Source organism: Nocardia sp. NPDC059195, assembly GCF_042754695.1.
In the GTDB taxonomy this organism is placed as follows: domain Bacteria; phylum Actinomycetota; class Actinomycetes; order Mycobacteriales; family Mycobacteriaceae; genus Nocardia.
Map to the genome: position 1 here is coordinate 1 of NZ_JBHZBG010000009.1, position 12,709 is coordinate 12,709.

Sequence of the window (12,709 nt, forward strand, 5' to 3'; positions counted from 1 at the left end):
CTGAGCCGAAGGCTCTAGTCTCGAGCGCTAACCGGCGGCCCTCAGGGCCGCGGACACGCGCGCGCCAGCGCGCCAATAAACACAGCGTCAAACCTGCCTGGGACTAGCGAAACATCGACCCCGACCGAACGTCCTACCCCATAACGACGTTTCGGCGCTTGGCCAGCAGTTTGTACAGGGTCTGCTGGATGGTCTCGCGGACCTGGTCGGTGACCTCGAACATCGTCATCGGGTCATCGGCCTCCTCCGGCTCGAATGCCGTGGTCGCGATCGGCTCACCGAACTCGATGTACCACTTCGACGGCATCGGCACCGCGCCCAGCAGCCCCAGATGCGGGAACAGCGGCGTCACCGGGAAATACGGCAGACCGAGCAGGCGCGCCAGCGGCTTGACGTCGGCCAGCTTCGGGTAGATCTCCTCGGAGCCGACGATCGACACGGGAATGATCGGCACCCCGGCCCGCACCGCCGCCGCCACGAAACCGCCGCGCCCGAACCGCTGCAGCTTGTACCGGTCGGCGTAGTTCTTGCCGATGCCCTTGAACCCTTCCGGGAACACCCCCGCGATGTGTCCGGAGCGCAGCAGCCGCTCGGCGTCGGGATGGCAGGCCAGTGTGTGCCCGGCCTTGCGCGCGAGCGCGCCGAGCAGCGGCATCTCGAAGATGAGATCGGCGGCCAGCAGCCGCAGCGCCCGCTGATTCGGGTGCTTGTCGTGCACGGCCAACTGCAGCATCAGACCGTCGATCGGCACGGTGCCCGCGTGATTGGCGACCAGCAGCGCGCCACCGACGGCGGGAATGTTCTCGATGCCGGCGACCTCGACGCGGAACCAGTAGTCCGACAGCGGCCGCAGCGCGGGCAGGATGACCGATTCCAGCAGGTGCCGGTCGTAGCCGAACTCGTCGACCTGGTAGTCCCCGGTGAGCCTGCGGCGCGCGAATTCCGCGGTCCGTTCGATCTGCTCGCCGACGGCGTCGCGCACGATGTCGGTCAGCGACTTCGGTGGCCGCGCGGGCATTCCCGGCCGACGCTCGCTGAGGGAGGTGACCGGCATCGCCTGCATCGGCTGATCCGGCCATCGCCGGGTCTGCGGTCGCTGTCGGGCCTCGACATTCACGTCGAGACGAATGACTTTCGCTCCCTCGTTCATGTATGCGCTCCTGAACCGGCCCCGATGAGGCCGAGCAGTTTGTGTTCCGCGGCGTCGATCCAAGCCGGATCGAAGACAGGCCGCAACGCTGCGCCCGCGATGAAGTCATCGAACGCCTGGACCGTGGTCCAGCGTGGGGTGAAACCGAGTTCGGTACGCATACGGGTGGTGTCGAGCCCGCAGCCGAAGTAGAAATATTCGGGTTGTTCGCCACTGAATCCGCGCATGATCGGGCCCATCAGCGAGCGACCGACTGTGCGGAAGACAAAAAAGGGAACCGGCGCGACGATGCGCCCGGCCCGGCGGATCGCCTGCGACATGGCCAGCGCACCGTCACCGGCGATATTGACCGTGCCACCGTGCGCACGCTGCGCCGCGTGCACGAGCACCGCGACCGCGTCTTCCTCGTGCAGCAATTGCAGTCGGGCTTCGCGACCGAGAACAGTCGGGGTGATCGGCGAACGCAGATATTGCACGCCCCGATCGGCCAGACGGGGACCGACGATCGGCGCGAAACGCAGAATCGACGCGGAGATATCGGGCCTGCGCCGCGCCATTCCACGCACCAGCGACTCGATATCGATCATGTCGCGCGCGAACCACCCCGCCGGCGGAGTGCGCGCATCCATTTCCTCGGTGAATTTCGCCGGATCCTTGGCGCTGCAGCCGTACACCGCCGACGACGACCGCACCACCACGCGCCGCACCGACGGCGCTTTTTGACACACGGCGAGCAATTGCATCGTGCCGAGGACATTGAGATCCTTCATCACCGCGCGACCGCCACCGGCGGGCGGACGGGTGAGGACGGCCGCGTGCACGACAGTGTCGACGTCGTTGCCCTCGACGACCTTGCGGATCAGCGGATTCCTGATATCGGCGCGCACGAACTCGGCACTACCCATTTTTCGGCGAAGCTCACGGCTGGGGGTGACCGTGTCCACCGCGATGACACGTTCGACGCCGGGTTCGGCAGCTAGCCGTGCCGCGACGTTGCCACCGAAGAAGCGGCTGGCTCCAGTCACCAGCACAACTTTCGGTGCGTGTCGTTCCCGTGTATCGGAACTCGTACCTGACCCCACTCAAAGCCCCCTGCTCATCGTGTTTCGCGTACCAGAGTAGCCGCATTCGCGCCACTCGCTGTCACGATCTACAAGCATTTAACGAGGATGATTCGTCCTCGCACAGTGAGATTCACAAACCCGGGCTTTTCACAGCGAGAGCCCGCCACCTTCGAAGGTGACGGGCTCGTCGCAGGCACGCTGGCTTACTTGCCGAGTTTGCGCCGCTGAACACGCGTGCGGCGAAGCAGCTTGCGGTGCTTCTTCTTCGACATACGCTTGCGGCGCTTCTTGATCACAGAACCCATAGGGTTTCCTCGCGTTCTCTCTACTCGGCATACACACGCGGTGTTCACGTGCGTCGTTTGGCGTCCGCGCCGCCGGGGCAACCGGACACCACGAACGGTGCCACCGGCAGGCGGACACGAACCAGTTGTCCATGCTACCGGGGCACCCGAGCAGCAACGAAACCGCAGTACCTCTGGCGGCTGGCGCCGCGGGTTTCGGCCCTGAACCCTGACTCTTCCCTCCCTACGGGCACTCCTTCGTCGCACCCTCCGGTCAGTCCATCGCCAGGGACGGGCCGAAACCACTCAGCTCATCCGGCGTCGAAGTACGACGTCTCCAGGTAGTCGTGCACCGCCTTCGCGTGCACTCGAAACGAGCGTCCGACACGCACCGCGGGCAGTTCACCCGAGTGCACGAGCCGGTACACCGTCATTTTCGACACCCGCATGAGTTCGGCGACCTCGGCGACGGTGAGAAACTGCGTGCCACCGCCGATCACCGTTTGCGGGGTGGCGCCGACCCGCGGGGCGGGCGAACCCGAACCACCGCCCGACGCCGATGGATTACTTGACATTCTGTTCGCAGACATCATGGCACCATTGACCTCCGGCACGCCCGCGCCGCCGGCTTCCCCACCAGCGGAACAGACACGCACGTGCTTCTACGAGCTTAGCGGGACCAGTGGGATTACTGCGACGGGTGTGAGAAATCGGTTTTCAAACCGAGTACCCGTTTGTCACTCGTTCGTTGCACCCTGTTCGGCAGAGCGCCGCTTCGCCGCGTGCAGGGCTTCGGTGAATGTCGAGCGCAGCGCACCACGCTCGAGTTCGCGCAGTGCCGCGGCGGTGGTGCCGCCGGGTGAGGTGACCGCGGCCCGCAGATCGGCCGGGCTCTGGCCGGTTTCGTCGAGCATGGCCGCCGATCCGATCATCGTCTGCACGACCAGTTCCCCCGCTACCTCCCGAGGGAGGCCGAGACCGACAGCGGCATCGGTCATCGCCTCGACGACGAGGAAGAAATACGCGGGCCCCGAACCCGACACCGCGGTGACCGCGTCCATCTGCGATTCGGACACCGTCACCACCTTGCCGACGGCTTCGAGCATCTCACCGACCTGCTCCAGCTGCTCGGCCTTGGCGTAGCGGCCGGGCGATTGCACGCACATACCCTGCCCGACCAGCATCGGAGTGTTCGACATGACGCGTACGACAGCGAATCCCGCGGGTAGCTTCGACTCGAGCCGCGCGGTGGAAACACCCGCGGCCAGCGAGACGAGTACCTGGTCGCTACCGCTGTCCAGGTCGGCCTTGGACAGATCGGTGAGCACCGAGTCGACCACACCGGGCTTGACCGCGATGACCACGATGTCGGCACCGACCACCGCGTCGCTGACGGATCCGCTCACCCGCACCTTGAAACGCTCGGCCAGCTGCGCGGCACGCGGGGCGAGCGGCTCAACGATGACCAGATCCTTTGTCGCCCGACCGGATTCCAACAATCCGGCCACCAGCGCCTCACCGATCCGACCGCCACCGACCACCGCAATTCTCGTCATGCGGACAAGGTTAGTTGGCCCGGTGGCCTCAGCGTGCAGCCGGGATCAGGGCCAGCTGGCGACTCTGGGCGACGACGGCACCGGTGGAGTCGATCACCAGGTGGTCCTCGTCGAACATCCGCTCACCGACCTCACGGGCGGTCGCGACGACGCGCAGCCAACCGGGCGCGGGGATACGGCGCAGGTAGGTGGTCATCTGGACCGTCGGCGACCAGCCGAAGTGGCCGAGGTTCATCGGGACGGGCGGGCTGATGTCGGCGGCCATCATCGCGAAGGCGGCGCGCGCCCGCGGATCGGATTCGTCGCCGTCGAACGGGCGGATCCACAGCCGTAACCGGGGCGGGCCGGTCTCGCCGCGCAGGAATTCACCCCAGCTGGGGTCGATCAGCAAGTGCGCGCCCTGGCTGACGTGCACGATCTTGCCCATCGGCGAATCGGCGGTGTAGCCGATGGCCTCGGCGCTCGGTTCCGCGGCCATGTCCGTGTCGGGGCCGGTCCACCGGGTTTCCGCGGAGTCGAGGTGGCCGAAGGTGAACGCGGTCCGGACGAGGGTGCGCCCGTTCTGGATCAGGTCGACATCGGCCAGGCAGATCTGGCGGCCCTTCTTGCGGATGTGCACCGCGTATTCGACCTCGCCGGGGTCGGGGGCGCCGAGGAAGTCGGTGCTGGCCGCGATGGGCGCCATCTGGGCGAGTGCTTCGTCGGCCTCGGTGAGCCAGCGGGTCGCCGCCGCGGCGGTGGCCGCGACCATGGTGCCGCCGTGCACCTTGGGACCGATGGTCCAGGTGGGCGCGATGACGCCGGCGTAGCGGCCGGTCCCGGCATCGGTGGTGGTGAGCTCGGTCAGGTCGAGAACCTGGCTGAACGGCGCGTCGGTCGCGAGTTCTCGCGTCATCGTCACTCCTGGTCGAGGGGCACAGCAATTCGTACAGCGTACAAGGTGGTTTTTTTGGAGCGCTGGCGCGCTCGAGCGGGCCCCTCGGGGGCCGTGCCGGTCATGGCAGGTCGGCGTGGTGCGGCTTCGGATCGGGGGTCGCGCCGGTGAGGTGACGGCGCGCGAATTCGAGGGTGCGCGCCAGTTGCGCCGAGCGTTCGGCGGTGGTTCGCGCGTTCTGGGTGTTGATCTCGGCGACCGCGTGGCCGCGGAAACCGGTGTGGATCAGGTGTTCACACAGTTGCGCGCACGGCTGGGTGCCGTCGCCGGGCACCAGGTGCTCGTCGTGCGCGGCGCCGCGCCCGTCGGCCAGGTGCAGGTGGACCAGGCCCTCGCCCATCCGCCGCGCCAGCTCGAGCGCGTCGGCGCCGGCGGTCGCGGTGTGCGAGAGGTCGAGGGTGTAGTGGTCGAAGCCGATATCGGTGGGATCGTAGGAGGGGCTGAACGCGCTCACCGCGCGTCCGGGGCCCGAGCGACGTTCCAGCCTGCGCACGGCACCGTCGCGGAACAGGGTGTCGGCCCGCATCGGGAACATGTTCTCCACGGCCACCTTGACCGGGTGATGCGTCTCGAGCTCACCGACCTGATCGGCGAATCCCCTGGCATAGCGGCGTTGCCAGCGAAACGGCGGGTGTACCACCACGGTGTCGGCGCCGAGCGCTTCCGCGGTGCGCACGCTGCGTTCCAGCTTGGCCACCGGGTCGGCACCCCACACTCGTTGGGAGATCAGCAGACACGGTGCGTGCACGGCCAGCACCGGAACGCCGTAGCGCTTCGCGTAGGACTGCACGGTCGCGATGTCCTGGCTGGCCGGTTCGGCCCAGACCATCAATTCCACACCGTCGTAACCCAATTCGGCGGCATAACGGAACGCCGCCTGCGTGTTCTCCGGATACACCGAGGCCGTCGAAAGCCCGATCGCGATGTCCGCCCGTGCGTTCCCCACAGCCCACTCCCTGTATTCAGCTGGTACTGAGGAGAAAGGCTAGCGGTCCCAGCGTCACGAAGACGCCTACGACGACGGCGATCACAGTGCTGAAGATGTCGTCGGTGCGGCGCAGGATGCGAACCAGGGCCACCAGACCGAGGATCACCACCATCGCCAGGGCCAGCGCCACCCACGGCAGCGTTTCCCACATCGTCTCGAAGCCCTTGAACAGCAACATGCCCGCGACCGCCGCACCCGCACTCTGCGCGCCCAGGATCATCCACTGGCGGCGGTTGTCGTTTTCGCCGCCGCCGCGCGCCATGCTCGAAACACGTGCGGCGCGGCTCGCTACCGACCCGCCCGCGCGATTGCCCGACAGCCGGCTCTCGGCCCGCGACTCGGCGCGGCCCGTTGTCTTCGCCTTGCCTCGGCCTGCCATCTTCGACTTGGCCCGGTCGGCCATCTTCGACTTGGCCCGGTCGGCCATCTTCGTCGCGGCCGCTTTGGTCGCGGCGCGCCTGCTCGCCCTGGTCGGCTTCGGTTCGTAGTCGTCGTCGTAGTCGTCGTCATCGTCGAAAGCCGCGTCGTCGTCGTAATCGGATTCGGCGTAGTCGGCGTCGGAGTAGTCGTTGTCGGCGTAGTCGCGGTCGACGTAATCGGACTCGGCGTAGTCGTCGGTGTCCTCGTCATCGGCCTGGTCCGCGCCGACGCGATAGACAATCTCGGTGTGCGCGTCGGCGTCGGGGCCACGATCGGCCCGCTGCCGCAGCAGATCGCCTGCCACCGACTGCCCGGACACCAGCGGCTGCTCCTGGCTGACCGGCGACCACGCGGCCGTCGGGAAACCACCGCTCTCCGGTGCGGGCGCGGTCTTGTCCGGGCGATGCCTGCGCGCCGACCACGACGGCAATCCACCGGACTTCGGCTCCCCCCGCCTGCGATCCAGCGACGGGCGCTGATCCGCGCCGCGTGCCGGTGGGGCATCGGCACCCGGCGCCAGGTTGTAGGCCTGCGTGGCATCGGCATTCGGCGGATACCCGTTGAACCCCGGTGCCGGTGGCTGCCCGTTGAAACCGGGCGTCGACTCGGGGAGCCCGGTACGGCCCGACCCGTTGAAACCTCGCGCGGGCTCGGGTCCCGGCCGCCCGTTGGCGCCCGGCGCGGGCCTGCCATCGAACGACTCGCCCGGTCGGCCGTTGAAACCCGGCGCGGGTCGGCTGTCGAAGGCGCCCTGGCGCTCGTCGAAGCCCGATCCGGAGCGGCTGTCGAAACCCGGGCCGATATCGGGGAGATCGGCCAATCCGCGAGACTGCCCCGGACGACCCATGAATGCCTGCGGGGCGTCGATGCCCGCCTCGTACAGCGGCGCGTCGAACGACGCACGGCCCGGTGCCGGGCTGGCCTCGATGGCCTCTTCCGCCGCTTCGGCGGCCCGCCTGCGTGCGGCCCGTCCACCGGTGACCGGCGGCGGCTTCGGCGGCTCTGGATACGGGGCGACATCGGGCTCTTCCGGCCGATGTCGTCTGCCGCCACCGACCGCGGGCAGCGCACCGGAGCCGAACATCTCGGCGATACCGGGATCGACCGGCTGCGCGGGGCCGCCCGGCACACCGAGCCGACCCGGACCGCGTCCCGCACGGGAGCTGGTATCGCGGGCCTCGGCCCGGAACGGCCCGAACGGATCGGCGGCCGGTCGCTGACCGAGTGGATCGGGCGCGGAGTACCCCGCGTCGGGGTCGAATCGGGTGATCGGGCCCGACATCGGCGAGAACGCCGGTTCAGCCGGACCGGGCGGCGGGTAGGGCGCGGGCTGGTAACTCGCGGGCGGTTCGTAACTCGGCGCCGGCTCCGGCTCGTAGGTCGGCGCGGGCAGATAGGCGGGCGATGGCTCCGGCGCGGGCGGGGCGGGCGCGGCATGCGAGTTCGGCTTCACCGCCGCGTTCTCACCGGTCAGATCGTTGACCGAGACCCCGCGCCCACTGCGTCGCCGTCGTCCGCCGCCGCCGGAGGCAGCGGGTGCGGCCCCCTGCGCGGCATTGCGAGCAAGCAGCTCGGCGACCGATAGCTGCTTCGAATCCTCACTGCTCATGCCGACTCCACTTCCGCGACGGGCGTGACCGGCGGTACCGCGGCCGGTCCACCTCCGTTGGGCTCGGAGTCCAGTTTGCGCAAAATAAGGCCTTCGCGCAGCGCCCATGGGCAGATTTCGATGCTGTCGAGCGATAACGCCCGCATACTCGCCTCCGCGACCAATGCTCCGGCCACCAATTGCTGGGACCGGTCCGAACTCACGCCTTCCAGTTCCGCGCGGTCGGAGGCGGTCATCCGGGAGATGAACGCGATCAGCTGGCGCAGACCGGAGCTGGTGAGTGTACGTCGCACCCGTGGGCCCGCGGCCGAGGGTGCCGCGCCGGTCAGCCGGGCCAGTGAACGGAATGTCTTCGAGGTGCCGACAGCCAGGTCGGGTTTTCCGGGCTCGATGAGGGTCTTGGACGGGACAACCAGCTCGGCGTCGAGCCAGTCGCGCAGGACCGCGATCTTGCGCTTGCCCGGCGGGTCGTCGCGCAGCCACTCCCTGGTGAGCCTGCCCGCACCGAGTTGCAGCGACAGCGCCACATCGGGCTCCTCGTCGCCGCCGTTGGACAGCTCCAGCGAGCCGCCGCCGATATCGAGATTCATGATCCGCCCCGCGCTCCAGCCGAACCAGCGGCGCACCGCGAGGAACGTCAGACGGGCCTCGTCCTCGCCGGTGAGCACCTGTAGATCGACCCCGGTCATGGACCGGACGCGAACGAGCACTTCCTCGGAATTGGTCGCCTCACGCAGCGCTGAGGTGGCAAACGGCATCAGCTCGACGCACCTGGAATTGCGTGCCAGATCAGCGAATTCGAGGATGGTCGCGATCAGTCGCGCCTCGCCCTCCTCGGTGATCCGGCCCATCGAGTCCATGCTCTCCGACAGGCGCAACGTCGACTTCGACGAGCTCATCGGCATCGGGTGGCCACCACGATGGGCGTCCACCACGAGCAGGTGGACGGTATTGCTTCCGACATCGAGAACACCAAGCCGCACACGAATACGGTACTTGGTGATCCGGTACAGCAGGCCAGGCGACTGAACTGTTAGCGTCAAGAGTTGTGACCGAAGGCGCAGCTGGCACCCCGGAGACCGGGCTCCGACCTGGGCGAAAGATCGATCCGACCCCGGAAGTCGAGCTCGATTTCCCACGGGAGTGGATCGAGTTCACCGACCCAGCAAACGACGAGCACCAGATCGTCGCCGATCTGACGTGGCTGCTGTCGCGCTGGACGTGTGTGTTCGGCACGCCCGCCTGCCAGGGCATCATCGCCGAACGCCCCGACGACGGCTGTTGCTCGCACGGCGCGTTCCTCGCCGACAAGGACGATCGCAAGCGCCTCAACGGTGCTGTGAAGATGCTCACACCCGATGACTGGCAGCTGATGGGCGAGGCCACCGAGAACGGCAAGGTCGTCAAGAAGGGTTACCTCGAACTCGACGAACTCGAGGACGAACCCGCCCTGCGCACCCGCCGCTTCGACGGTGCCTGCATCTTCCTCAACCGCCCCGGTTTCGCCGCGGGCCCCGGTTGCGCGCTGCACATCATGGCGGTGCGCAAGGGCATCGAACCCCTCGAGGTGAAGCCGGACGTGTGCTGGCAGCTGCCGATCCGGCGAACCCAGGATTGGGTGGATCGCCCCGATGGCGTGCAGATCCTGCGCACCGTGGTCACCGAATACGACCGGCGCGGCTGGGGCCCCGGCGGCCTGGATCTGGATTGGTACTGCACCGGCTCCCCCGACGCCCACGTGGGCGCGAAGCCGGTCTGGCAGTCCTACGGCCCGGAACTGCGTGAGCTGCTCGGTGCACCCGCCTACGACGAACTCGCCCGGCACTGCCGCCGGCGCGAGGGTCTCGGCCTGGTCGCGGTGCATCCGGCGACGGTCGAAGCCGAGCGGATGAACCCCGAATCTCACAGTCCGAATCACCCGGAGTGAAAGCCTCGTAACCTTTCGGTTCATCTGTAGGTCGTGCATCCGTCACCGAACTCGGGTTGGATAGCTGCTCATGTCCAAGAAAGCGATCTACGCCGCGACCCTCGCGATCGGCGCGACCCTCTCCATGACCGGCCTGGCCAATGCCGAACCGAACGGCGATCCGGCGAAGTACGCGGACTTCACGGCCGAATTCGTGACCTACACCGACCCCGCGGCGATCGACGCGGCCAAGAACGGCAAGTACATCATCGTCTCCACGATGGGCACCTCCTCCACCATCGCCTGCCGCGGCACCGGCACCGACGTGCCGATCTACGACTGCATGCAGGAAGACGCCTACGGCTGGGTCTCCCTCAAGAAGATCGAAACCCCCCTGGGCACCGCCTGGAGCGCAATTTAAGGACCCCCGCCCATGAACGAAAGGGTCCCGTCGGAATTCCGACGGGACCCTTTCGTTGGGAGAGGTAATCAGGCTTCGAGCTTGTAGCCGAGGCCTCGAACGGTGACCAGGTGTTCCGGCTTGGCTGGGTCGGCTTCGATCTTCGAGCGCAGGCGCTTGACGTGGACGTCGAGGGTTTTGGTGTCGCCTACGTAGTCGGCGCCCCACACCCGGTCGATCAGCTGTCCACGGGTGAGTACGCGGCCGGAGTTGCGCAGCAGGTACTCGAGCAGGTCGAACTCCTTGAGCGGCAGGGTGACCTGCCCGCCGTTGACGTGCACGGTGTGGCGGTCCACATCCATCCGCACCGGGCCGGCCTCCAGCACGCCGTTCTCGCTGCCGGAGTCCAGCTCGTCACCGGCGCCGCGGCGCAGCACGGCCCGGATCCGCGCGATCAGCTCGCGGGCCGAGTACGGCTTGGTGACGTAGTCGTCGGCGCCCAGTTCCAGCCCCACGACCTTGTCGATCTCGCTGTCGCGCGCGGTCACCATGATCACCGGCACACCGCTGCGCGTGCGCAGCTGCTTGCACACGTCGGTGCCGCTCATGCCGGGCAGCATCAGGTCGAGTAGCACGATATCGGCGCCCGAGCGGTCGAATTCGGCCAGCGCGGACGGGCCGTCGCCGACGACGGTGACGTCGAAGCCTTCCTTGCGAAGCAGGAACGCCAGCGGCTCGGCCAGCGAATCCTCGTCTTCGACGATCAACACACTCGTCATCTGCGTGCCTCCACACCGTTCGTTCGTCCCGCGAGAGTGCGCGGGACGGTGGTTTCTCTCGTGGTGGGCTCCGGCGTCTGTTCCGCGTCCTCGTCCCCATCGGTTTCCAGATGGGCGGGGATGCGCAGCGTGAACGTCGAGCCGGTGCCCAGTTTGCTCCACAGGGTGATTTCACCGTTGTGATTGGCCGCCACGTGTTTCACGATGGCCAGGCCGAGCCCGGTGCCGCCGGTCGATCGGGAGCGGGCCTTGTCGGAGCGGAAGAACCGCTCGAACACCCGTTCCTGGTCTTCCTTGGCGATCCCGATGCCACGATCGGTGACCGCCATCGCGACATGATCGCCGCGCAGCGACCGGCTCACCGACACATGCGAACCCTGTGGTGAATACGCGATCGCATTCTCCACCAGATTCGACAGCGCGGTAACCAGCAACGTTTCGTCGCCGAGCACTTCCAGCCCACTGGGCCGGTCGGTGCTGACGGTGATGCCCGCGGCCTCGGCGGCGGTGCGCGAGCGGTCGACCGCCTGCTGCACCACCGTGTCGACGTCGACCACGGCCAGATCGGGCAGTTTCTCGGCGCCCTGCAAGCGCGACAGCGCGATCAGCTCGGTCACCATCTTGCCGAGGCGCCGCGATTCGCCCAGCACGCGCGAGCCGAAGTGGCGCACGGCCTCGGGATCGTCGGCCGATTCCAGCATGGCCTCGGCCAGCAGGCTCATCGCGCCGACGGGGGTCTTGAGCTCATGGCTGACATTGGCGACGAAATCGCGCCGCGTCGCTTCCATGCGGGCCTGCTCGGAATCGTCGTCGGCGAACAGCACGACGAAGCTGGTTTCCTCGCGGGACAGTTTGCGGGCCACGCCACGCACAGCGATCCGGCCGCGACCGGGTAGCGGGTTCTTGGCGGTGAGGTCGTATTCGGTGGATTCGCCGGTCGCGAGGACCTTCTCCACGGCCGCCCACGCGCGTTCGTCGAGCAACCGGTTGCGGACCAGGCCGAGTTCCTCGGCGCGCGGATTCACGAGCACCACATCGCGGTATTCGTCGACCACGGCGATGCCGGACTCGGACGCGAGCACGATCAGGTCGAGCACCTGCGACATGGTCAGCCCGGTGTCTTCCTGGGTACGGGCGGCCTGCCTGGCATTGACGAACGGGATCAGCAGGCCCCCGACTGCCAGCCCGACGACAGCCGCGAGGACTGCCAACAGCACTGCCTGCGGAACACTCACAAGATTGATCGTACGAGTGCGGGCGGACATAACGTCGGCGGGTCGACGAAGTTTCGCGCAGGTCACAGGCACTTGGTATGGCGTTCTTTTGCCGTTCACCCGGCAGGCACCTGAACCTCCGCCGGGCGTGTCAGTCCGGCGGTTCGCCGTACATCGCGATGGTCACCGCGGGTCCGTGCCGGTGGACCCATGCGCCGAGCGCATAAATCGGAACGAGCAGATCGCGGCCCGCTTCGGTGAGTTCCTATTCGACTCGCGGCGGCGATTCGGGGTACCGGCGCCTGCGTACGAGCGCCATCCGCGCCATCCGCCGCAGCGTCTGCGTCAGCATCTTCTGGCTGATCCCGCCCGCACCCGCGAGAAGTTCGCTGTGACGTAGCGGAC

Annotated in this window: 14 protein-coding genes; 2 read left to right on the forward strand and 12 right to left on the reverse strand. The window is 67.7% G+C overall.

Annotated elements, in window-relative coordinates; all coding sequences use genetic code 11:
- Window positions 1-133: 133 nt before the first annotated feature.
- The 9 genes from ACFXKN_RS13625 to ACFXKN_RS13665 all read right to left on the reverse strand — a co-directional run bounded on the left by ACFXKN_RS13625 (window position 134) and on the right by ACFXKN_RS13665 (window position 8,988).
- Entirely contained in the window at window positions 134-1,150 is a 1,017-nt protein-coding gene (locus tag ACFXKN_RS13625; protein ID WP_378941286.1) for a lysophospholipid acyltransferase family protein, read from the reverse strand.
- The gene (locus ACFXKN_RS13630) at window positions 1,147-2,181 is read right to left on the reverse strand and encodes an NAD-dependent epimerase/dehydratase family protein (RefSeq protein ID WP_378941290.1); all 1,035 of its coding nucleotides are present in this window, start codon (window positions 2,179-2,181) and stop codon (window positions 1,147-1,149) included. Before ACFXKN_RS13630 ends, ACFXKN_RS13625 begins: the two co-directional genes overlap by 4 nt.
- Window positions 2,182-2,417: 236 nt before the next feature.
- On the reverse strand, window positions 2,418-2,519 hold the full coding sequence (locus ACFXKN_RS13635) for a 30S ribosomal protein bS22 (RefSeq protein WP_003402602.1): 102 nt from the start codon (window positions 2,517-2,519) through the stop codon (window positions 2,418-2,420).
- Between the two features lie 290 nt (window positions 2,520-2,809).
- Window positions 2,810-3,091 carry a helix-turn-helix domain-containing protein gene (locus ACFXKN_RS13640; protein ID WP_378941302.1) on the reverse strand — a complete coding sequence of 94 codons (282 nt, stop codon included), beginning with the start codon at window positions 3,089-3,091 and terminating at the stop codon, window positions 2,810-2,812.
- A gap of 144 nt (window positions 3,092-3,235) precedes the next feature.
- Complete coding sequence (gene proC / locus ACFXKN_RS13645) at window positions 3,236-4,054, reverse strand: pyrroline-5-carboxylate reductase (RefSeq protein ID WP_378941313.1); 819 nt, start codon at window positions 4,052-4,054, stop codon at window positions 3,236-3,238.
- 28 nt (window positions 4,055-4,082) lie between these two features.
- Entirely contained in the window at window positions 4,083-4,949 is an 867-nt protein-coding gene (locus ACFXKN_RS13650) for a thioesterase family protein (protein ID WP_378941321.1), read from the reverse strand.
- A gap of 100 nt (window positions 4,950-5,049) precedes the next feature.
- On the reverse strand, window positions 5,050-5,934 hold the full coding sequence (locus ACFXKN_RS13655) for a sugar phosphate isomerase/epimerase family protein (RefSeq protein ID WP_378941325.1): 885 nt from the start codon (window positions 5,932-5,934) through the stop codon (window positions 5,050-5,052).
- Window positions 5,935-5,950: 16 nt separating this feature from the next.
- Entirely contained in the window at window positions 5,951-8,005 is a 2,055-nt protein-coding gene (locus ACFXKN_RS13660) for a hypothetical protein (RefSeq protein ID WP_379433067.1), read from the reverse strand.
- Window positions 8,002-8,988: a hypothetical protein gene (locus ACFXKN_RS13665; protein WP_378941331.1), complete on the reverse strand. Its 987-nt coding sequence runs from the start codon at window positions 8,986-8,988 to the stop codon at window positions 8,002-8,004. Before ACFXKN_RS13665 ends, ACFXKN_RS13660 begins: the two co-directional genes overlap by 4 nt.
- Window positions 8,989-9,053: 65 nt before the next feature.
- Here ACFXKN_RS13665 and ACFXKN_RS13670 point away from each other — a divergent pair, with 65 nt between their 5' ends.
- Window positions 9,054-9,932: a hypothetical protein gene (locus ACFXKN_RS13670; RefSeq protein ID WP_378941336.1), complete on the forward strand. Its 879-nt coding sequence runs from the start codon at window positions 9,054-9,056 to the stop codon at window positions 9,930-9,932.
- Between the two features lie 70 nt (window positions 9,933-10,002).
- On the forward strand, window positions 10,003-10,332 hold the full coding sequence (locus ACFXKN_RS13675) for a hypothetical protein (RefSeq protein ID WP_378941341.1): 330 nt from the start codon (window positions 10,003-10,005) through the stop codon (window positions 10,330-10,332).
- Window positions 10,333-10,400: 68 nt separating this feature from the next.
- Here ACFXKN_RS13675 and ACFXKN_RS13680 read toward each other — a convergent pair whose 3' ends face one another.
- The 3 genes from ACFXKN_RS13680 to ACFXKN_RS13690 all read right to left on the reverse strand — a co-directional run bounded on the left by ACFXKN_RS13680 (window position 10,401) and on the right by ACFXKN_RS13690 (window position 12,656).
- A complete protein-coding gene (locus ACFXKN_RS13680; protein WP_056814516.1) occupies window positions 10,401-11,090 on the reverse strand; it encodes a response regulator transcription factor in 690 nt (229 codons plus the stop codon).
- Window positions 11,087-12,325 (reverse strand): sensor histidine kinase, encoded by a 1,239-nt coding sequence (locus ACFXKN_RS13685; RefSeq protein ID WP_378941346.1) that lies wholly within the window; start codon window positions 12,323-12,325, stop codon window positions 11,087-11,089. Before ACFXKN_RS13685 ends, ACFXKN_RS13680 begins: the two co-directional genes overlap by 4 nt.
- A 244-nt stretch (window positions 12,326-12,569) precedes the next feature.
- Window positions 12,570-12,656 (reverse strand): winged helix-turn-helix transcriptional regulator, encoded by an 87-nt coding sequence (locus tag ACFXKN_RS13690; RefSeq protein ID WP_378943165.1) that lies wholly within the window; start codon window positions 12,654-12,656, stop codon window positions 12,570-12,572.
- Window positions 12,657-12,709 lie beyond the last annotated feature (53 nt).